Origin of the sequence: Alteromonas sp. ASW11-130, assembly GCF_026183735.1 — a bacterium.
GTDB lineage: Bacteria > Pseudomonadota > Gammaproteobacteria > Enterobacterales > Alteromonadaceae > Alteromonas.
This window is the reverse complement of the sequence record NZ_JAPFRE010000027.1, coordinates 199,172-221,308: the sequence shown is the minus strand read 5'-3', so window position 1 is coordinate 221,308 and position 22,137 is coordinate 199,172. Positions and strand designations below refer to the sequence as shown.

Here is a 22,137-nt window from a genome sequence, read left to right as displayed (position 1 = left end):
CGCGGCACTTAATACTTTGCTGTTGAGAAGGCGTACGCTATTGGGGATTAGTGGATTACCCTCGTCCGTACGCTGTCAACGCGCTATCCATTTACATTCTTTTACGTAGCGTGGGTGCAGTGACATATTCTTTAGCCTTACGGATTTAGTCGCTTTGCTATATAGGCTGAGTCGCAGCCCCAAAAAAGCTAACCGTATCGACTGTTTGATGTTGAGCTCTTACCAAAATTCGCTTCACCGGCAGGTACGTTATTCTAGACTGACTAGCTTTATATCTGTATTTACCTTTCAACTCCCAGTAATGTTACATGCTATCGCGTCCATGAACTTTTTCTAACTGCAAATCGGGCCCAACTGCCACGACTTGCGTCGGGTTTATCATGATATGGCTGAAGTAGTAATGATGCTTAATGTGGGCAAGGTTCACAGTGCTTGCCACATTTTTATATTGATAAAGCTCGCGCATATACCCTGATAACGCCGGATAATCTTTAATGCGTTTGATATTACACTTGAAATGGCCATGATAAACCACATCAAAGCGTATGAGGGTGGTAAACAAACGCCAGTCCGCCTCAGTAAGGCTATCGCCTATTAGATATCGTTGTTTTAATAATCTTGCCTCTAAATAGTCAAGCGTTTCAAATAACTCGGTTACCGCTTCTTCATAAGCTGCTTGCGTAGTCGCAAAGCCTGCTCTATAGACCCCATTATTGACCTTGTCATAAACCCGTTCATTTATGTAATCAATTTCCTGGCGATGTTCAGCCGGGTAAAAATCTTGCTCATCACCAGTAATAGCATTGAATGCCGAATTAAACATTCGAATAATATCCGCAGATTCATTATTTACAATTGAATCAGTGTGTTTATCCCAAAGTACTGGAACGGTAACTCTTGTGGTCACCTTCGAATTATCGCGAGTGTATACTTGATGCAAGCAATCACAATTAAACAACTTATCTGGTGTAGAACCAGGGAATGGCTTAAACGTCCACCCATCGTCCAACATCTCAGGGCTAACGACTGACACATCGATGAGTTCAGTTAACTGCTTTAACTGTCTGAATATAAGTGTTCGATGAGCCCAGGGACAGGCCCACGACACATAGAGGTGATACCGATTCTTCTCAGGCGTGTATTTTGCGTCGGGATCGCTACTTATCCACTCTCTGTATTGAGAGGCTTGACGTTGGAATTTTCCCTGGTTACTTTTCGTATCATACCATTTGGTTTGCCACTTACCGTCAACTAGCAGTCCCATGATTCGCTCCTGTCACTTTATATAAATTAAAAAAGTGTTTTAACAGCCAAAGAAAAAGATGTTTTCCAAATTAAAAGAATTCGCCGCTGTTAAAAATTTCATTAAGCTACTCTATTGCTTAGAATAGTTTATTTAATAACATACACCTAGCTGATCAGCTTGCTGACGATGGCCTTAGCAATGGGAATGGCGCTTGTGGCGGCGGGAGAAGGCGCATTCCCTACATGAAGCGCTCGTTCACTGCCGACAAATTTAAAATCATGCAGTAGTTCTCCCTCTAACGTTACAGCCTGTGCCCTTATCCCCGGGCGATATGGCAATAAGTCATCTTCGCTGATGTATCGGCAATACCGTCTTACCTGTTTAATATACTGTTTTTTACTAAAGCTGGTTTTAAGTTCGGACACCACATTTCCCCTCAAATGCCACAGTAGTTTATATAATCCTGGGAACGACGCTAATCTCATCCATTCCAGAAGATCGATTTTGAGGCCTGAATAAGCCTCTCTTCCAGCGGCCAATACGGCATTAGGTCCAACTGTGGTATAACCCCCAATCATCTTGGTCAAATGAACACCTAGAAAAGGCATAGCAGGGTCGGGAACCGGGTAAATTAAACGGTTAGAAATGGTGTCGAAACGCGAACGTAAGCGATAGTATTCGCCTCTAAAGGGCACTATTCTAAAGTCACATGGTAGTCCCTGTTTACGAATCAGCGCATCTGCATATACACCTGCGCAGCTGACCAAAAGGTCTCCGCGAACAGATATTGTCCTTTTTCCCTGAATTAAAGAAAGGTGCATACCCTCTGCTGTTTCATCGATAGCATCAACTTCCGTGGAATAATAAAAAGTAATATTTCCTTTGTCTGATGCCTTTTCCAGTAAACATTGAGTGACCCTTTTAAAATCTGTAATGCCTGTTTGCTTAACCCACATTCCAGCCGTTCCGGAGATATTGGGTTCCTTTTGCCCGATTTGTTCTTTGGTTAGCATACGTGGGGCTAAGCCATTCAGTTGACAACGGTGAAAAAGACGAGCCAAACGCGCTTCTTCTATAGAATTCGTAGCTACCACAATTTTTCCACATTGTTCGAATGGCAGATTATTTTTTTCACATAATTCGATTGTAGCTCCAAGCCCCTCTATGCAATATTGGGCCTTCAAACTTTCTGGGGGGTAATAAACGCCTGCATGTATTACCCCTGAGTTACGTCCTGATTGGTGTTGTGCTGGCTTGGCTTCTTTTTCAATAATCGCAATAGATTTGGTAGGAAATTGTATTGCTAACTGTCTAGCCACTGCGGCACCCACAATACCGGCGCCCACGACGATAAAATCAAAATGTAATTTCATTTGTTACACCCGACAACTGATTCATCTTCACAATTCGGTTAGAATAACGCCCTATCAATTTAATTGTTTTTATTTTTTTGGAAGATTTCTTTCTATATGAATGATTCGCAACGTTTTGGTGGTATCGAACGATTATACGGCCATTCTTCTTTGGTAACTTTTTCAAACGCAAATATTTGTGTGATCGGTATAGGAGGCGTGGGGTGTTGGTCTGCAGAAGCGTTGGCTCGGACGGGTGTGGGTCAGATCACACTAATCGATTTGGACGACATATGCGTCACCAATACCAACCGGCAACTACATGCTCTAAACGACACTATTGGCCAACCCAAAGTCGACGTAATGACACGACGTATCGAGCTGATCAATCCTAACTGCAATGTTACCGCTATTGAAGATTTCGTCACCGCCGATACTGTAGTGGATTACGTTCATAATTTTGATGCTGTCATCGATGCGACTGACAGTGTTAAAGCGAAAGCCTCCATTATTGCGCATTGCAAAAGAAACAAGATACCGGTTGTGACTGTTGGCGGAGCGGGAGGTCAAATCGATCCTGCAAAGGTAACGCATGGTGACTTAGCGAAAACAACACAAGACCCACTTGCAGCCAAAGTACGGAGCGAATTACGCCGAAACTTTAACTTTTCATCTAATCCTAAACGACGCTTTGGCGTGGAATGTGTCTATTCCACCGAACAATTGCGCTACCCCCAACCTGATGGACAAGTATGTTTTAATAAGTCGGCAATGGAAGGAGGAACGCGATTGGATTGTGCCGGAGGATTTGGTGCAGTGGTGACAGTGACCGCCACATTTGGCATGATTGCAGCTGCTCGGGTGATTAATCGTTTAAGTGGAGTTAAGTAATCATTTCGTCCATACTTAGAATATTGTGGTATTAGGAGATACGCGTGCAACAACACGAACTTGATCAGTTGATGAAAGAATGCGCCAGTGACGCTGTACAAACGGCGGAAGAAGAGTTCAATGTGAAGCTCGACCTCACTCAGGATAGCGTGGCTAACGTTGATGATGTGTTACTGTCCTTCGTCGACAAATATCACGATAAAGCACTGGAGGACAATGCAGTATTTACCATCTGCAATATCTATGGTGCGTACATTGGGGAAGTATTTAAAAAAATGATTGGAGGGACCTGGCGCTACGACCAGAGCAATCCAGATGCGCCATTCGTGGTGCTCGACGTGAACGAGAACTCCTATGCTTTTTCTGGTATTTGTTATGAGCGGCTAGTCAATAATAGTAATATTAGTGTTAAGGCATATTTCGATAAAGCCCTCGCTAATCACGCACAATAATTTATTTAACCGAGTCTGGACTGATGTATTGCCAGTCACTGAGCATCAGTCCTATATGTAAACTTCGCAATAACAAAATAACTAACAAGAGGTTCAAAGTAAGCCGAAAAGCTTGCAATAATGCAAACTCCCAATCACGGTGATTGAGTTGCCACACCGTCGATATTAAAGATAATGCGATGCCAGCCAGCATTAACGGTAAAATTACCTTGGACCATTTAACCAAACCTTTCTTCCATAACCGCGCTCGGTTTCCCAACAACAACAAGGTTAATATAAAAGGAATGGTTACTATAAGTTGGATAATTAGAAGCTGACGGTTGGGATAAAACAGGGCAAGCAGCAACGTTGTGTGCTCGCGTAACGCAAGCGCGAATATCAATACTATCCAATCAGCACACGCTAATAACAATAACCAATAAAGCCACTTAGGGGGCTTAACGACTCCGGCCTCATCGTAACAATGGAGCGGTAGCAATAATCTGCCGTTCACTCCAACAATTCCAATGCAAAATGGTGACTATTTATGTGCATCTCATGACGTAAGTAAAACCGGTGAGCACCAAAACGCTGGACCCCGGAATCCAGATGTAAACTTTTTAAAGCATTGGTTTTAGCGTATTCGATACAGTAAGTTAGCAAACCCTCCCCTACTCCTTCCGAACGGACGTCTTCGCGCGTAACCAGGTCATCGATATAAAGATGTTTTCCCCAGGCCAGCTTTTCACCGATAACCCCACCCGCAACACCAACACAATCATCGCCTTTAAACGCTCCAAATAATACATACCCATTAGCCTGTTGGCGTGTTATCTGCTTTATCATAGCGTCAGCAGTAAACTGAGGCCGCAATTCAAGCATAACAGAAGCAGCTTGCTTTAACGCTTTTTGTGTCTCAATTCGGTCAATCGTAATCATTAACAGTATCTTACACCTATACTTAATGTGAACGCACAATTGTATCCACTTAAACCGATAATAACAAAACTCCATACTGTAGATTTTTTGAACATTTAAGAGCTGTAATTAATGTCACTCTCGTGTATAATCCGCCGATTTTTACAACCACACGCTTATTCCAAGTTGTCAGCGAGGCACAATGACGGTCAAAACCTTTACTCCAAACCAAACCACTACACTTGAAACGCCAGTTAAAGTGCTGGAGGCAAATCGCACCAGAAATATCGAAGCGCAAGGAACACGGATTGGTTTTGTTAGTCTAGGCTGCCCCAAAAATCTGGTAGATTCAGAACGTATTCTGACTCAGTTACGCACAGAAGGTTATGATGTCGTACCTACCTATAACGACGCCGACTTGGTTATTGTAAATACCTGTGGCTTCATTGATTCGGCAGTGCAAGAGTCGCTGGATACAATCGGCGAGGCATTAACGGAAAATGGACGTGTCATTGTAACGGGTTGTTTGGGCATAAAAGATGATGAGATCCGCGAAGTTCATCCAAATGTGTTAGCCGTAACGGGTCCCCATGCTTATGAAGAAGTGGTAAATCAGGTGCACACGCATTTACCTAAACCAGATTATAATCCCTTTTCTGACCTTATCCCTGATCATGGGATTAAGTTGACCCCACGACATTACGCTTATTTAAAGATTTCTGAAGGCTGCAATCACCGCTGTACGTTCTGCATTATTCCATCTATGCGGGGAGATTTGGTTAGTCGGCCTGTGGGGAGTATTCTTGATGAAGCCAAACGTTTAAAGGCTGCTGGAGTAAACGAACTGCTCGTGATTTCCCAAGATACCAGCGCCTACGGTGTTGATTTAAAACACCGTACAGGTTTTTGGGATGGTATGCCTGTGAAAGCGCACATTCAACAGCTAAGTGAAAAGCTCGGTGAGCTGGATATGTGGATACGTCTTCATTATGTTTATCCCTACCCCCATGTGGACGACCTTATTCCATTAATGAATGAAGGCAAGCTGCTACCCTACCTGGATATTCCTTTTCAACATGCTAGTAAGCGAATTCTAAAGCTAATGAAACGTCCCGGTAGTTTCGATCGTACGATTGAGCGCATCAAGCGCTGGCGAGAAATATGTCCTCAACTTATTATTCGTTCGACATTTATCGTAGGTTTTCCAGGGGAAACTGAAGAAGAATTCGAAGAGTTATTAGACTTCATTAAACAGGCACAGCTAGATAGAGTAGGTTGTTTTGCCTATTCTCCCGTGGAAGGTGCTAAAGCAAATGATCTACCCGATCCGGTATCTGAAAATGTGAAGCAGCAGCGATTAGCACGCTTTATGGAAGTTCAAAGCGAAATCAGTAAAGCTCGTCTGCAACAACGTATTGGTAACGAATATCAAATTGTAATCGATAGCGTGGATAGCGAAGGTGCTGTGGGTCGAACGTATGCAGATGCGCCTGAAGTAGATGGCACCGTTCACCTAAACGGTGTGTACCACCTCACCCCAGGTGAGAGAGTGTGGGCAGAAATAATCCATGCTGACGAACATGACTTATGGGCAGTACTGTCTGAAGAATACGATGAAGACGAGACTTCAGAGTAAGTAAACTAATGTTTCTAATTACGGCGCGTTCAGGCGCCGTATGGTAGTAAAAAACTTACTTTCATTTGACTGTAAATTTTAATACTGCTGCTTTTGTTTTTTTTGCGCCTGGCTGTGCAGCTCCCCCGATAACCAAGATATCTTCGCCCCATAAAACTGCACCTAGACCATGCGTAGCCTGTGGCATACTACTGATAACTTTCCACCTATCGCGTTTCACTTCGTAACGAAGAACATCAGGGTAAAGTCCGCCACCATTGCTAAAATATTCGCCCCCAAATACATAGATAAACTTCCCATCTGATAAGCATGCAATGCCAGCACGCGCTTCAGGCATCGGTGACAGTTTATTCCACTGCTTAGTTTTATCGTTGTATACCTCGTGAACATCCACGTTGCCTTCTGCAACTGTTCTGCCGCCTATAACATGCCAGTTATTGTCAATAACGACCGAACACGCACTATTGCGAGCTGTAGGCACGGGAGGGAGTTGTTTCCATACACCGCTTTTTTGATCAAAAACACCGTGCCAATCTGTATCCACATGGTGTGCCCACTGACCATTTTTTTCTCCTTTAAGGGTGCGGCCTGAAGCTAGGTGAATATTACCATTGAGAATGGCTGCTACAGATTCCGACAATTTTAGCGGTAGCGGATTATGTTGGCTCCATCGTTGCGACTGAGCGTCCAATACTAATACGGAATCGGTATTCGACCATTGTCCATTTTCAGTTACAACAAAACCGCCAAAAGCCCATAAGGACTCATCTTTTGCCACTAACATCACATGATGGCGAGGGTCAGGTAATTCTGGAAGTTCTTTCCATTCTTTTGCATTACGTTCTAATTGAATGACCTTGGCCGACACAGCCAGGCGTCCATCACTTCCTTCTGCAAGTCCGCCCGCAACAACAATACTGTCTTTCCATAAGGCGGGATATATTTCCTGAAGTGGTACAGGCATAGAGGGCGAGCTTTCCCAACGATAATTTTCTTCAGCTTGAGCTATGCCTGCAAATATAAGTACGGCGCCAGCTAATAAGCGCTTTACCACGGTAGACTATCGCCATTGGAATGTTTAAATTGACCGCTATTTTCCAGGTTTAACTCTTCAATTCGAGCAGCGAGCCTTTCCGCTGCTGTATCAGCGCTAATGTCACCATTGCCGTTGACCATTTCGGTTTGAACAAACCCCGGGTGCAAGATACCCACCGCGATATTTTGCGCTCGTAAATCGTGCGCTAATGACACACCCATAGCGTTTAATGCCGCTTTTGACATGCGATAACCATAGTAGCCGCCCGAGCCGTTGTCACCCATTGAACCCATACGGCTACTTATCAGACACACTTTACCGCCTTCATTGAGGCTATTGCGTAAAACTTGGGTGACCAGTAGTGGTCCTAATGCATTAATTCGAAACTGATAATCAATAGTATTAGGATCCCAGTCATTCAATGATTCTCTTCCTAGCACACCCGCGTTATTGATTAAAATATCGATGCTTAACTCTTTTAAAGGAGCCAATTTCTCATTTAGAAGCTCGGGCCGAGACAGGTCTACACCTGCAATCACGTTACAACCGCATTGTCTCAATTCATCACTACTATTTCTGCAGATGCCATATACTGTATGACCTTGCGCTTTATAGTATTTAACTAAAGCCAGGCCTATTCCTCTGTTTGCGCCAGTAATAACTATGTTCATGCTATCTTACTTCCTATTTAAGCGTTTGCCTGCAATTCCTGTAATAACCTTTTTAGATCTTCGGGGGTGTCAATCCCGACTGGCGGAGCTTCCTTCGCTATATCGACATGCACCACATCGTTATACCAAAGCGCGCGGAGTTGCTCCAGTGACTCAATCTGCTCCAAATGACTAGGCTGATAACCGACATATTGTTTTATATAGCCTGCGGTATAGCCGTATAACCCTATATGGCGTAAGTATGGAGCAGTATCGATGGCCCCTTTATCAGCATAGTTGGTTCCGCGTATATAGGGAACAATAGCGCGAGAAAAATAGAGCGCATTGCTATTTTCAGCCAACACCACTTTTACACAGTTAGGATTGACTACCTCGTCAGGCTCGACAATTGGACAAGCCAAAGTAGCAATGGATGGATTGTGTGCGACCAAATTATCTGCAACTTGGCGAATATTCACTGCGGGTACAAATGGCTCATCACCCTGTACATTGATGATAATTTCAGTATCCTCAATGCAAAGCTTCTTTATCACTTCAGCCAGTCTTTCTGTGCCAGAGGTATGTGACGAACAAGTCATACAGACTTCACATTCGTTATCAACCACGTGTTGTATGCGTTCATCATCAGTAGCGACAATTATTCGCGTCGCTCCAGATTCTCGAGCTCTGTCGACCACATGCATTAACATGGGCTTTCCATTTATTTCGGCTAGCGGTTTTCCGGGGAAACGAGTGGAGCCAAAACGTGCTGGAATGATGACTGTAAAGTTCATGTAATAACCGTTATTTAATTGCTTCTAATTCGTCTAATGAAAGCTGCTTTGCTTTGTCGTCAATTAATACAGGAATACCGTCTTGTATGGCATACTGTAATCGATCAAAACGACAAACCAGTGAGTGTCCATCGTGTAACAAAATTAACTTTCCCTTGCATACTGGACACGCAATAACATCCAGTAGTTTTTTATCAAATGCCATGGTGTACCTCTACTTATAATGTGATTGGCTGAACGTCTTTTCTATCAAACGGTAAAAAGCGTCAGGTAGTTGTGCTTCTATAGGTAGATACCAGCACTGTTCATGTCCAAACGTCTCAATTTTTACCGCATCTTTTTCTGTCATCAAAACCACTCCCGGCGGAATATCAGCTTTTTGAAATTGATGATGGTCGGAGAAACTGAGTGTTTTTTGGGGAGACAGACCATGCTGAATCAAATAGTTAAAAAAACGTTTGGGCGAGCCTATGCCTGCCATAGCGGTGAAGGCACCGAACTGCTGTCGAAAATTTTTGAGATTAATAACCTTATCAGGGTCTGAGACATTTATACAGTTATCACCCTGTAAGTGCATTCTATACTGTGGGGCAGACACGGACGCCGGGGGGGTATTTTTATCTTCTAGCTGACTATTATGGATAATGGCATCAACGGTATTTAATCGCCAAGCTCCTTCTCGCAAAGGGCCCATGGGCAGCAACTTCCCATTTCCTACCCCGCGATTATCCATAACCACCAACTCCATGTCTCTTTTTAACGCATAATGCTGTAAACCATCATCACAAATAATTACTTTACAATTGTATGTTTCTCTTAAATAAGCTGCACCACGTGTGCGCTTTGGATCAATTATCACAGGCACGCCCGTTCGGTTAGCGATCAGTTTGGGTTCATCGCCTACCAGCATAGCTGAATCATTATTACTCACTTTATGCGGGAAACTAGAAGCTGAACCACCGTATCCGCGGCTTAATACCCCTACCTCTATTTGCCGTTGCTGAAACCATTTTGTCAGTTCTACGACTACAGGCGTTTTGCCATTGCCACCCACAGAAATATTGCCAACCACAATGATAAATGCATCAGGTTTTGAGGAGGGTAAAATACCGATTTGATAACACTTTCTGCGTAAGGATGATAATAGCCAAAAAATCACAGCGAACGGAAACAAAATCCAACTCCACCATGCCCCTTCATACCAAGCCTGAGTAAGTTTACTCACTATTTTTCACCAAACTGGAGCGCATGCAATTGCGCATAATGGCCGCCATTAGCCAATAGCTCATCGTGTTTACCACTTTCGATGATTTCGCCCTGCTCTACCACCATAATCAGATCAGCCTTTTCAATGGTCGATAACCGATGTGCCACTACTAAACTGGTACAGTTTTGTTGCAACTTTTCTAGCGCATCTTGGATTAACCGTTCAGATTCAGTGTCTAAAGCTGAAGTCGCTTCGTCTAGAATCAGAATTGGCGCATTAGTTAGTACGGCTCTCGCTATCGCTATTCGCTGGCGCTGTCCGCCCGATAACATCAAACCATTTTCACCCACGATCGTATCTAACCCGTTGGGAAGTTGAGCTAAAAATTCGTCCACGTGCGCTATCTTCGCTGCTCGAGCTATTTCCTCGCGACTTACGTTATCGGTTGTACCATATGCGATATTATTAGCAATCGTATCGTTAAACAGAACGACATGTTGCGACACCAACGCAAATTGTTCTCGTAAATTCTTCAAATCAAAGTCAGTGATTGCTTTACCATCTAGCGTAATTTCACCTTCTTGAGGATTATAAAAACGAGTAAGTAACGAAGAAATTGTCGATTTTCCGCTTCCCGAACGACCAACGAGCGCGACCGTCTGCCCTGGTTCAATGGTAAAGCTAACATGTTTCAATGCTTTGGTTGTTTTTCCAGGATAGGCGAATGACACGTCATCAAACCTAATCTTACCTTCAACTCTAGAAACAATTTTCGATCCTTTGTCTATTTCATCTCGCTCGTCAAGAATTGCAAAAATACTAGAACAAGCTGCCATCCCCTTTTGAAACTCATTGTTCACAGTAGTAAGTTGCTTTAAAGGTTTGAGCAGCATCACCATACAGAGAACGACATTGGTAAAGACGCCGGCGGTTAATCGCTCTACCATTTCGGGCGTACTTGCAATAAAAAGCACCACAGCTAAAGCAATGGATGCTATCACCTGAATAGATGACACGCTTAGTATTTGGGTGACCGCCAACTTCATATTTTGCTGACGATTTATATTGTTTTTTTCTTCAAACCTGCTCTGTTCGATTTGTTGACCGCCAAACATTAATACTACTTTATGGCCTTTAACAGCCTGTTCTACAGCTGAGGTTAGGTTGCCCATTGCGGTTTGTATGCTGCGGCTTACCGTACGGAATCGTTTACTTACGTATGCTACGATGACTGCTACAATCGGACCAATCAGAAGAAAAATTAGGGAAAGTTGCCACGAGTAATAAAACATTACGAACAATAAACCAATTACCAAAGCACCTTCGCGAACAAGTGTCAGCAATGCGTTTCCTGCAGCATTTGCCACTTGTTCTGTGTCATACGTAACTTTACTGATTAGCGCGCCAGTGGAATGCTGATCATGAAAAGATACGGGTAAATGGATATATTTTTCAAATAGCTGTTGGCGCATGCGCATTACCACTTTAGCGCCAATCCACCGCAAGGTGTAAGTGCCCATAAAGTTACACACACCACGTATAACAAATAAAGGAACGATTGCATACGCAGCTAAACGCAAAAATTCGTGATCATTTTGACCGAAAGATTCATCGATTAACGTTTTTGTTTGGCTAATGACAAAAGTGTCTACCGCGGAGTAACCAACCATGCCTATTATGGCAACAAAAAAAGGCAATTTGTAAGCACGCAAATAGTTTAAAAATCGTTTTAACTGGTATGCGTCAGGATCTACTGGCTGCATGAAATCTCACTTGTATCTATCATTGCGGCTATTGTAGCGTGTTAAGTATCAAATCCATAGGTTATGGTGCTAAATTGGGTGTAATTCAATACACTAGCGGCACAGGAAAAGGTTTAACCATATTTATCTGCTGTAAATACCACCGATTCTCAAAAAATTGTCTGAAACTTCTCACCTCTATTTCCTTTTTATTCATGTTTATCTGTAGGTATCCCTGATCACTGCTAGTCAGTTGTTTTGCCCCTATGTGACTATAACGCGCAACAACTTCTTTTGCAGGAAAGTTCCAGCGGTTCATAAAGCCGGTAGTATGAACGACCAATTTCGGCGCCACTCTCTTTACAAATATGTTGGTTGACGAAGTCGAGCTGCCGTGATGTGGAGAGATAAGTATATCTGCCTTTACATTTTTTTGGAGATACAGCAGATCGTATTCCGCAGTTCGTTCAATATCACCTGGCATCAGTATTGTAAATTTAAGATCGGATATGCTGAGTACACAGGAAAAATTGTTACCCGATTCACCTACGTAAGTAGGCCATATAGCATTTATTGTGAGATTCTGCCACCTCCACTCCTTGCCTGCAAAACAACCAGAATCAGGAGAAAAAATTTGCGGTGACACTGCGCTATTTTGACTAAAATAGTCAATAAACGCGGCTTTGCCGCCAGCATGGTCATTATCATTGTGACTGATGAAAAGCATATCTACATGGTTAATTTGTAGCGCTTTTAAAGCGGGGATAATAACCTGTTGCATCATATTAAAGCGTCCCTCGAATGCCGCCCCGGTATCAAATAATATCGACCTGTCTCCTTTGGATATTCCCATAGCTGTACCTTGCCCGACATCGAAAACATGTAGTTTCCAGCTATGGGGAGATGGGGGAATGAAAAACGCGACTGACGGAATGCAACTTATCACTATCATTATTCGTTTATGAGGAAATGGCGGCAACAAACTCAATAGCGCGCCGATTAATAGAAAAGTAGCTGTAGACACGGGAAAAGAAGAGAGAGTACTGGTAGGAGCATAGGTTGCGACGAGAATAATAACCGAGATCACCCACTCCATTAACTGATCTGCCAAGGATAGCAACCCAAGCAATCCGTCTGGGAAGCTATAATCTACTATCAGCGCGATTAGCAAAAAAGGCAGTGCTAACGTAAATAGCGGTACCAACATTAAGTTCGCAATAGGCGCTACCCAGCTTATCTGACCAAACCAGAGAACGCTTAGCGGCAGCATTAACCAACATAAGAAAAATTGCAAAAGAACAAGTTGTTTTAACTTTTTAAAGTAAGTTGCTAAATCCGTGTTAAAGCGCCATAGCAAAAACCAGATAATGACGACAGCACCAACGCTCAGGTAAAAGGATGCACTAAAAAGCGATAGCGGGAAAATTATGATGCAACTGGAAATCATGATTAATGCTTTTTCCATCCCACTCCAATAAACGCGTGAATTTTGAAGTAATAAATACAGTGATATTAGCAACCATGCGCGCACTACTGGTAACGCCGCAGTGGCGAAAATGGCGTATCCGCCCGTTAGCATAATAAGGGGCCAGAGCAAATATGTGGTCGAATTTAATTGAGGTGAACGATTGATAGCACACTTTTGTAAAAGTGTAATTAATAGCGCGAGCGCGCCGTAGCACCACGCGAATAGTATTCCAATATGTAAGCCTGAAATACTAAAGAGATGAGCGGTACCTGTTAGTTGGAGTCTTTCCCAATCTTCCTTAGATAAATTATCCCGATTACCGATTAGTAATGCTTTTAACCACCTTTCATTGCGTAGGTGACTGCCATCAATAAATTCATTCACTTTGGCGTGCAGCGAAGTAGCCGGCGATAGTAAGTGTACATTTGCACGCTTACTTATATTTCCTGTCGCCACGATTGACTGGCTTAACAGCCAACGTTGCTTGGGCAAACTGCCGGGATTTGCAAGGCCATACGCTGGTTTGAGCTTTGCTACTAATTTGACCTCTTCGTGCCGATGAAAACGTAGATTTGGATCATACCAATACAAAATAACCTTTGGTGCAATAAAGGTGGCTTTACCGTCAAATTGATTAACCTTCAATATCAGTTTGCTATAGTTTTCATTGGAAGAAATACTTAGCACCTTGCCCACCAAAGCGACATCATTTTTAAATTTGTATACCGTTTGTTGCCAACTGGTATACCAATGCCCTACACTCGCCATCCAGAATGTTCCGATAGCAACTCCATTGAGGGTGATCAGCAACATGACCGCCAGGCTATTATTAAATTGAAATCTTTTTAGCCAGTTTGATGGTAAACAAGCATATACGGAACGAAAAAGGGTAATTAAAGAAGCACTGCTGATGGCAACGAATAGCAAACAAACAGATAACGATGGAAGCACCGGCCACCAAGTGGCCGACATTGTGCTCGCACAAAACCCTACTAGCCAAAGTGTGACTTTTTGCATTCCTTTACTTTTCTCCCTGATGCGTGGTTAAGAAGTCGCTATGCCAAGAAAATTTATCCAACGGTTTTTACCTGATCACCAAACCATCAAAAACCAGCGAGCTTTAATGATGTTTGGGAGCATCCTTCACGAACCTAATTTATGGCACTTAAACAGGCGTTCAGCGTCACGCGCGTTTGGTCTAGGATTGTTCTTTGCTTTTTGGCCTGTTCCCTTCCAAATGTGGCTATCTGCCGCTACCGCGATACCGATAAGGGCAAATCTTCCACTCTCGGTGGCTACAGTTTGGATTACCAACCCCTTTACTATGCCGCCAATATTTTACGGAGCTTACAAGGTAGGTACTACTGTACTCGGGGCCCGGGAACAAAAGTTCGATATCCAATTCAGCCTTGAATGGTTGATGCAGAGCCTTGGTACAATAGGTCCGGCACTGCTAGTCGGCAGTTTAATTTGTGGAACGTTTTTTGGTGTGTTGGGCTATTTTGGACTCAATTGGTTGTGGCGTTTTTCAGTCCAAAAATCATGGGAGGCGCGCAAGCAAAGAAGACTTGCGCGAGAAAATGCTTAATTAATGAGTTGATGTTCACGAAGTAAGTTCGTTAACTTTTCTTCCTCCCATACTTCCACTCCTAACGACTGAGCTTTCGTTAATTTTGAGCCCGCTTTGTCTCCAGCAACCAATACAGTTGTATTGGCTGAAATAGAACCGGATACCTTCGCCCCTAATGTCTGAAGGTGCGCTTTAGCTTCGTTTCTTCCCATTGTGGACAATGTACCCGTTAACACCCAGGTCTGTCCCTCTAAGGGTGCATTTTCTAACTGCACAGATTCAACATCGGGCCAGTTAACCCCTAAAGCGATCAATTGGTCAATAATGTCATTATTATGGTCTTCAGCGAAGAAATGAACAACGTGCTGGGCTACCACAGAACCGATATCTTGAACGTTGATAAGCTCATCCTGTTTTGCCTGACGAATTGCATCAAGGCTACCGAAATGTAAGGCTAAGTTTTGCGCTGTAGTTTCCCCCACCTCACGAATACCTAACGCATAAAGGAAGCGAGGTAGAGTAGTCGTTTTAGCAGCATGTAACGAGGCAAGAAGATTTGCCGCTGATTTTTCCGCCATTCGTTCCAGTCCAATCAGCTTTTCCATGCTTAATTTGAAAAAATCGGCAGGGTGTTTAACTAGTTCAGCATCTACGAGTTGTTCTACTAGCTTGTCTCCCAAACCATCAATATCTAGGGCCTTGCGCGAGGCAAAGTGCTTTAAAGATTGCTTTCGCTGCGCTCCGCAATATAGCCCTCCTGAACACCTAGCGACCGCCTCCTCAGGAAGTTTTTCAACCGCTGACCCACATACAGGGCAAGTCGATGGAAACTGTATTGAATGTGTGTCCTTAGGTCGTTCTGCTGTAACCACAGAAACCACCTGTGGAATAACATCACCAGCGCGGCGAATGACCACCTTATCGCCTATGCGAACACCTAGCCTTTCGATTTCATCTTCATTGTGTAAAGTTGCATTTGAGACCGTCACCCCCCCGACAAAAACGGGTTCCAAGCGGGCAACTGGTGTAATTGCGCCCGTACGTCCAACTTGAAACTCTACCCCAACAAGCGTAGTGACTTCTTCCTGGGCAGGAAATTTTTGCGCAATCGCCCAACGTGGCGCACGGGATACAAACCCTAATTTTTCCTGAAGTTGAATCTTATCAACTTTAAATACCACACCATCGATATCGTAAGGTAATGTATCGCGTGCTTTTAAAATACGTTGATAGTAATCCAGACAGCCACGAGCCCCAATCGCAGAATCTATCTCGGGGCATAAGGGGACACCCCAGTCTGCTAACAACTGTAGGCGTTCGGTATGTAATGTGGGCAATGTAAACGAGTTAGGTTGAACCACGCCCAACGAGTATGCATAAAATTGAAGTGGTCGTTTGGCAGTAATACGCGAATCTAGCTGGCGCAAACTACCCGCAGCAGCGTTACGAGGGTTTGCAAATACTTTAGCGTCTTGTCGTTTTTGTATGTCGTTCAACCGAGAAAAACCCGCACGTGGCATGAAAACTTCGCCTCGCACTTCGATACGTTTGGGCCAGGCATTTCCACGAAGTGAAAGCGGTACATTAGCTATGGTTCGCACATTCTCAGTAATATTTTCCCCTACTCTACCGTCACCCCGTGTAGCTGCTCTAACTAATTTCCCCTCTTCATACAGAACACTCACGGCTAAGCCATCTAATTTTGGCTCACAGCTGAAAGTAAGTTGGGTATTATCTTTTAATCGATCATGCAAACGTTTTTCAAATGCGAAGATCGATTCTTCATCAAACGCGTTATCCAATGAAAGCATCGGCACTTCATGCTCTACCTGGCTAAAAGCAGTAAGAGGCGCTGCGCCTACTTTTTGCGACGGAGAGTCGGCGGTGACTAACTCAGGATGTGCTCGTTCAAGATCGAGAAGCTCATTAAATAGACGGTCATATTGCGCATCAGGCACGCTGGGATCATCAAGTACATAGTACTGATAATTGTACTCATTTATCGCCTTACGAAGCTGTAAGATTCTTGATTCAGAAGATGAGGAATCACTCATTTAGTTACCGATTAATAAAAGTGTTTACTGAAATAAGATTTGTATACTTAGCGATTTATCATACGCAAGCGTTCAAAATCCCGGATACGTTCAATGTATTGCTGCAGACCTTGCTTTGTCATTATACTCCGGCGACCATCTAGCACCTGAGCACCAAACTCATCTGCAATTTTGCGGGCGGCATTATGCATCATATTAAAAACCTGATGAGCATCGCCCTCTATAGGTAAAATCATAAACAAAGATACGCCTTGTGTAGTGAAGGTTTCAAGGTTATCGATATCAAACACACCTGGTTTAAACATATTTGCCAGCGAAAATAATACTGGGCCTTTACCATTAGAGTTTACGTGGCGATGAAAAATATCTTGTTCACCAAATTTAAAACCGAGGGTTAGCAACATAGGTAACAGCGCCGCACCAGAAATAGGCGCGTCTTCAGCAGCTTTAACGTTCAGAACCAATACTTCCTGTTCTGGTAAAGTCGGCTTTTCATTGTTTTCTAATTTGCTTTCTTGATGATGTTTTTCTTCTGCGCCTGAGGTAGCAACCTCGTCAGTTAGGGGATCGTCAAAATCAATACGCATCTGATCATCACCAAATTTTGGCTCCTGACGCCCCTTTTTCGCGGAGGCTTTGCTGCGCTTGCGAGACATGAAACGGCGCGCTTGCTCTCCGAGACTCTCACCTTCTGCAGTCTCGCTTTCTGCCGACTCCTGTAAATGCTGGGGTGCAGGCTGTGGATCAAGACAAAAGTCATCTACTTCTGCCTCCCGCTCACTCTTTTGCGGTTCAAACTTTTCAGACGGTGTCACAGGTACTTTTTCCGCGTCTCTTTTAAGTAAAAAACCAGGAGGCTCTGGAATATCTTCCTTATCGCTGTCTAAGCTATTGCGCTGGTTTTGCATATGCGGTTTTGGATTGGTGACCACCGAACCATAAAGCTTAGGTTCGGCTTCTGCATCTGGTGTTATAGCAGGCTCTTCGTCGACAACTTCAGCTTCGGTATGCACATGTACCTCTCCCTCTTTGCCTTCTACAGGCGTAATTTGCGTCTCTTCTGCCTGATTTCTAACGACTCGAACTTTGCCTAAACCTAATTCATCAAAATTTTCTATATTATGGGCGTCTCGTAGTGTTTCACTCTTGCGTCCCATATCTTCTTCACGCCAGGAACTCTCGTCTTCATCGTGTTCGTCATTATCATCTATTTCCCACGAACGCGGTTCTAAACGAGATTTTTTCTCTTCTGGCTTACTTTGTTTACGGATCTTCCACATACCATGCGCAAATATCGCAATAATAAAAAGTGTTCCGGCGATTAATAAAGACAGGCGTAATTCATCTTGCATTGACTTTGATTGCCCTTTGTTATGTTTCAGCGAATGACATCGCTTCATCTACGTCAACCGCCACCATCCGCGAAACGCCAGGTTCCGCCATGGTAACGCCGGTGAGATGCGTAGCCATTTCCATCGCTATCTTATTATGGGTAATGTAAATAAACTGAACCGTTTGTGACATCTCTGAGACTAGATTACAAAATCTGCCTACATTAGCATCATCAAGCGGCGCATCGACTTCATCCAACAAACAAAATGGGGCTGGATTCAATCGGAATATAGCGAATACCAATGATAAAGCGGTTAGCGCTTTTTCTCCACCGCTTAACAGATGAATTGTACTATTTTTCTTGCCAGGTGGTCGCGCCATAATCGTTACACCGGTTTCCAGGTAGTCATCATCCGTTAATGCAAGATAAGCAGCCCCCCCTCCAAATACTTTTGGAAATAACATTTTCAGATCGCTATTTACCTGCTCAAAGGTTTCGGCAAAACGCTGCCGAGTTTCTTTATCAATTTTTCTAATTGCGCTTCGCAGCGTTTCCAGCGCATTATTAAGATCATCAAACTGAGTATCTAAATGTGCTTTACGGTCAGACTGAGTTTCATATTCATCGACAGCTGCAAGGTTCACTGCACCTAATCGAGCAATTGCTGCTTGTGTTTTTTCTAGTTCATTTTGCCAGTGTGACTCTTCAGCCTGTTCGTCGAGTTGTTCAAGCACTGTCTTAAGGTTTTGCCCCGTCTCCTGCAGTTGTTCGATTACTGCAGCGGCACGAACACGGTATCCTTCAATTTCAAGCCTGATACTTTCCAGTGCAGCTTGCCGTTGACTTATTTTGGTCGTTATTCCGTGCTGGTCTTGCTTCGCTTCTTGCAGTAATTTATGCAATTCGTTTAGGTCAATTTGGTAACCGCTGATAGACGATTCAATGCTCTCACGCGTTGTCAATAACTCCTGAAGTTGCTCCTGTTGAGTCGCTAAAGGTGCAGAGAGTGTATGTTGCTCTTCTTCTAATGACTGTCGACGTTCGATGAATCGCTGGCGTTGCAGCTCGTTACGCGTAACCTGCTCAGAGTATAGCTCGTACTGACTTTTTTGTTGCTGGATTGATAATTCAATTTGATGGCGTTTATTAATCAACCTTTCCAGACCTTGATTCGCATCTGTTATCGCAGCTTCTAACAACTCTCGCCGTTCATCGTTTGACTGGTTTTGCTCATCTAGTTCAGCCTGTTTTAAAGACGTCGCTTCTAATTTTATTGCCACCTCTTCCTGTTGCAGCTTTTCCTCTTCCAGACGCTCGTGTTGTCGAGCTAATTCGTCTTTTAACTTTTGTTGTCGTTGCACACTATTTTCGATCTGCATACGAACGAACTTTATCTCACTCTGTAAGTTCTGCAACACGGCTACCTGTTCACTAACAAGATGCGCACATTCAGAAAGCTCTTTTTCACGTTTTGAAAGGAGGTGCTGCCGCTCTGTGAGCAATTCCTGGGATGAATTAACCTTTTCTTCCAGCTTCAACAACCTTTCTGTGAGGGCATGTAAGCGCTTAGTTTGATCAAACGCACCCTCCCCCTGTAAACGGTGCTGATTGATACCCCAATAGTGTGATACCCACTCACCATTTTTTGTTATAACCGTTTGATGTGGTGCTAATTGTTGTAGCGTTTCTTCAATTTGCTCCACCGATGCCACAATAATAATATCGTTGAAGAACCTATAGATTGGTCCGCTGGTGATTTTTGCAGCTAAACTGTTTGCATTAATATTGTCAGTAATCGTATCCGACGCATAAACACGTTGCCCAAGAGGGTGTTCGGTAATTGTGTGGGCGATAGTATTGGAGATCAAATGTGCATTTACCAAAGGTTGATCCAGTCCTTCCAACACCACTTCAAAACATTTTTCGAATCCTGTTTCTACCTCAATTTGTTGCCAGATTGGCGTCAAGTGTTCACTTTTCCCTTGTGCTAAAGCTCGCTCATTTTGCATCGTCTCAATAGTGGAGATACTGGCCTGAACAGAATGTAACTGTTTAGTGGTAGAGGCGAGCACCTCTCGCTGTTCAGCCAAAGCAATTTCAGCTTCTTCTTTCAGCAGACGTTTTTGGTTTAACTGTTCTTTTTGTTTTTCAACTTTAGCCTCTTCCTGAGCACATTTTGATTCCATTTCTGTCAATTCAGATTGCAGGTCGTCCCCACCTAACTCTTCTAACTCTTCATTCAGCTCAGCAATACGTTGCGTCGTACGTAATTGCATTTTCATCAGAGATTGCAATTGGCTATGGCACGTTTGTACCCGATTCTTAAGTTGATGGTACTGTGCTTCGTGGTTTCGGGTATGTTGGTAAAACTCTCTTAACTCGGCTTCTTTTGATGCTTTGTTCTCTTGCGCCTGTTCAATCGCCATCGACAACACTTCATTTTCAGGTTCCAGTTGTTGCAACGTTTTAAACGATGCAGCTTTTGCCTGCTGCGCTTGATTGATAGAGCTATTTATCTCTTCAATTTGGTGGACTAAATCCTCTAATTCCGTAGCAATCTGTGCGGTCCTTTGTTGACTGTGAAGATTACTCTGTTCAATTCGAGTTATCGCATTACCCGTAATAAATCTTTTCTGCTGTAAATCATCTAATCGTTGTGTTAAGTCATCAGCTTTTTGCTGGTACTGGATAATTCCCGCTTCATCGCCACGCTGGCGAGCCAATAGCGCATCGAGCTCGGTTTCCTGTGTTAACTTTTGTTGACTTAACTCGTCAATTTTTTCGGAATGCTTTAGCCAACGAATTGCACTGAGTTCTGCTTTTAACCGCCTCTCGCTCACTTTTAAAGTTTTATAGCGGTTTGCTGCTGCGGCTTGGCGCTGGAGCTTTTCTATCTGTTGGGCCAGTTCCCCACGTACATCTTCTAAGCGTTCCAGGTTTTCTACCGTATGCCTAATACGATTTTCCGTTTCCCGTCGTCTTTCTTTATACCGCGAAACCCCCGCCGCTTCCTCGATAAAAACACGTAATTCTTGCGGTTTGGACTCAATTAGCCGCGAAATCATGCCCTGTTCGATGATGGCATAGCTGCGCGGTCCCAATCCGGTACCCAGAAATAGATCTGTTACATCTCTACGGCGACATTTTGTACCATTTAAAAAATAGGTTGATGATGCGTCGCGTGTAACCAGCCGTTTAATCGATAACTCGTTGTATCTGGCAAATTCGCCCTCAATGCGACCACTACTGTTGTCAAATACTAACTCTACACTGCACTGTCCAACGGGCTTGCGCGCAGAAGAACCGTTGAAAATTACATCTGTCATGGCATCACCACGCAAATTTTTTGCTGAGCTTTCACCTAATACCCAGCGTACAGCGTCGATAACATTAGATTTTCCACAACCGTTAGGGCCTACAATCGCCGTCATATCGCCTGGGAACGGGATAGAAGTGGGGTCGACGAAAGATTTAAATCCGGCTAACTTTATTTTTTTCAGACGCACAGAGACCTCACGACCTTAACGCGAAGTAAACCTATATGGGTAGCGAAGCTTTCTGAAGTGCCGGTAAACCCGTGCTGATTGAACATCACAATTTCATGCGCTGGATGTAATAATTATTATCTCGCGACTCTATCAAAACTCATAGCCTGTAACAATTCCGATTTTTTCGTTCGAAGCAAAACCTGTACAATTAGAGCAGGTTCGCTGCATCTGTTCGTAATTCGCATACTATTTGACCTTCGCGGACCAAATATGGCGCAAGTAGCTTAGAACGCTATTTGAAAGTCAAACAAAGTAGGTATG

18 protein-coding genes are annotated in these 22,137 nt (G+C 43.6%); 4 read left to right on the top strand and 14 right to left on the bottom strand.

Annotated elements, in window-relative coordinates; genetic code table 11:
• Positions 1 to 304: 304 nt before the first annotated feature.
• Together OPS28_RS10155 and lhgO are read right to left on the bottom strand one after the other, a co-directional pair.
• Positions 305 to 1,264 (bottom strand): glutathione S-transferase family protein, encoded by a 960-nt coding sequence (locus OPS28_RS10155; protein WP_265609339.1) that lies wholly within the window; start codon positions 1,262 to 1,264, stop codon positions 305 to 307.
• Between the two features lie 146 nt (positions 1,265 to 1,410).
• Positions 1,411 to 2,619: an L-2-hydroxyglutarate oxidase gene (gene lhgO / locus OPS28_RS10150; RefSeq protein ID WP_265609338.1), complete on the bottom strand. Its 1,209-nt coding sequence runs from the start codon at positions 2,617 to 2,619 to the stop codon at positions 1,411 to 1,413.
• 96 nt (positions 2,620 to 2,715) lie between these two features.
• Here lhgO and tcdA point away from each other — a divergent pair, with 96 nt between their 5' ends.
• Entirely contained in the window at positions 2,716 to 3,489 is a 774-nt protein-coding gene (gene tcdA / locus OPS28_RS10145; protein ID WP_265609337.1) for a tRNA cyclic N6-threonylcarbamoyladenosine(37) synthase TcdA, read from the top strand.
• 38 nt (positions 3,490 to 3,527) lie between these two features.
• The gene (locus tag OPS28_RS10140) at positions 3,528 to 3,941 is read left to right on the top strand and encodes a hypothetical protein (RefSeq protein WP_442863991.1); all 414 of its coding nucleotides are present in this window, start codon (positions 3,528 to 3,530) and stop codon (positions 3,939 to 3,941) included.
• 1 nt (position 3,942) lies between these two features.
• Here the strand turns inward: OPS28_RS10140 and OPS28_RS10135 are convergent, their stop codons facing one another.
• Positions 3,943 to 4,434 (bottom strand): DUF2919 family protein, encoded by a 492-nt coding sequence (locus OPS28_RS10135; protein WP_265609335.1) that lies wholly within the window; start codon positions 4,432 to 4,434, stop codon positions 3,943 to 3,945.
• Positions 4,431 to 4,859, bottom strand: coding sequence for a GNAT family N-acetyltransferase (locus OPS28_RS10130; protein WP_265609334.1), 429 nt, complete (start codon positions 4,857 to 4,859; stop codon positions 4,431 to 4,433). The genes OPS28_RS10135 and OPS28_RS10130 overlap by 4 nt, the downstream gene beginning before the upstream one ends.
• A 181-nt stretch (positions 4,860 to 5,040) precedes the next feature.
• Here OPS28_RS10130 and rimO point away from each other — a divergent pair, with 181 nt between their 5' ends.
• Positions 5,041 to 6,474, top strand: a complete 1,434-nt coding sequence (rimO, locus tag OPS28_RS10125) for a 30S ribosomal protein S12 methylthiotransferase RimO (protein WP_265609333.1) — start codon at positions 5,041 to 5,043, stop codon at positions 6,472 to 6,474.
• Positions 6,475 to 6,535: 61 nt separating this feature from the next.
• Here the strand turns inward: rimO and OPS28_RS17075 are convergent, their stop codons facing one another.
• The 7 genes from OPS28_RS17075 to OPS28_RS10090 all read right to left on the bottom strand — a co-directional run bounded on the left by OPS28_RS17075 (position 6,536) and on the right by OPS28_RS10090 (position 14,388).
• The gene (locus OPS28_RS17075) at positions 6,536 to 7,528 is read right to left on the bottom strand and encodes a Kelch repeat-containing protein (protein ID WP_265609332.1); all 993 of its coding nucleotides are present in this window, start codon (positions 7,526 to 7,528) and stop codon (positions 6,536 to 6,538) included.
• Complete coding sequence (locus OPS28_RS10115; protein ID WP_265609331.1) at positions 7,522 to 8,181, bottom strand: SDR family oxidoreductase; 660 nt, start codon at positions 8,179 to 8,181, stop codon at positions 7,522 to 7,524. The genes OPS28_RS17075 and OPS28_RS10115 overlap by 7 nt, the downstream gene beginning before the upstream one ends.
• Positions 8,182 to 8,198: 17 nt before the next feature.
• Entirely contained in the window at positions 8,199 to 8,954 is a 756-nt protein-coding gene (kdsB, locus tag OPS28_RS10110) for a 3-deoxy-manno-octulosonate cytidylyltransferase (protein WP_265609330.1), read from the bottom strand.
• Positions 8,955 to 8,964: 10 nt separating this feature from the next.
• Positions 8,965 to 9,159, bottom strand: coding sequence for a Trm112 family protein (locus OPS28_RS10105; protein WP_265609329.1), 195 nt, complete (start codon positions 9,157 to 9,159; stop codon positions 8,965 to 8,967).
• Between the two features lie 9 nt (positions 9,160 to 9,168).
• Positions 9,169 to 10,179 carry a tetraacyldisaccharide 4'-kinase gene (gene lpxK, locus OPS28_RS10100; protein ID WP_265609328.1) on the bottom strand — a complete coding sequence of 337 codons (1,011 nt, stop codon included), beginning with the start codon at positions 10,177 to 10,179 and terminating at the stop codon, positions 9,169 to 9,171.
• Positions 10,179 to 11,924, bottom strand: a complete 1,746-nt coding sequence (gene msbA, locus OPS28_RS10095; protein WP_265609327.1) for a lipid A export permease/ATP-binding protein MsbA — start codon at positions 11,922 to 11,924, stop codon at positions 10,179 to 10,181. Before msbA ends, lpxK begins: the two co-directional genes overlap by 1 nt.
• 85 nt (positions 11,925 to 12,009) lie before the next feature.
• Positions 12,010 to 14,388 carry a DNA internalization-related competence protein ComEC/Rec2 gene (locus OPS28_RS10090; protein WP_265609326.1) on the bottom strand — a complete coding sequence of 793 codons (2,379 nt, stop codon included), beginning with the start codon at positions 14,386 to 14,388 and terminating at the stop codon, positions 12,010 to 12,012.
• Between the two features lie 40 nt (positions 14,389 to 14,428).
• On the opposite strand from OPS28_RS10090, the gene OPS28_RS10085 reads away from it, so the two are divergent.
• Positions 14,429 to 14,959 carry a DUF2062 domain-containing protein gene (locus tag OPS28_RS10085; RefSeq protein ID WP_265609325.1) on the top strand — a complete coding sequence of 177 codons (531 nt, stop codon included), beginning with the start codon at positions 14,429 to 14,431 and terminating at the stop codon, positions 14,957 to 14,959.
• Here OPS28_RS10085 and ligA read toward each other — a convergent pair.
• The 3 genes from ligA to smc are packed head-to-tail and all read right to left on the bottom strand — an operon-like array spanning position 14,956 to position 21,834.
• Positions 14,956 to 16,995: an NAD-dependent DNA ligase LigA gene (gene ligA / locus OPS28_RS10080; protein ID WP_265609324.1), complete on the bottom strand. Its 2,040-nt coding sequence runs from the start codon at positions 16,993 to 16,995 to the stop codon at positions 14,956 to 14,958. The two genes, OPS28_RS10085 and ligA, sit on opposite strands and share 4 nt — an antisense overlap.
• Before the next feature lie 47 nt (positions 16,996 to 17,042).
• A complete protein-coding gene (gene zipA, locus OPS28_RS10075) occupies positions 17,043 to 18,347 on the bottom strand; it encodes a cell division protein ZipA (RefSeq protein ID WP_265609323.1) in 1,305 nt (434 codons plus the stop codon).
• A gap of 19 nt (positions 18,348 to 18,366) precedes the next feature.
• A complete protein-coding gene (gene smc, locus OPS28_RS10070; RefSeq protein ID WP_265609322.1) occupies positions 18,367 to 21,834 on the bottom strand; it encodes a chromosome segregation protein SMC in 3,468 nt (1,155 codons plus the stop codon).
• Positions 21,835 to 22,137 lie beyond the last annotated feature (303 nt).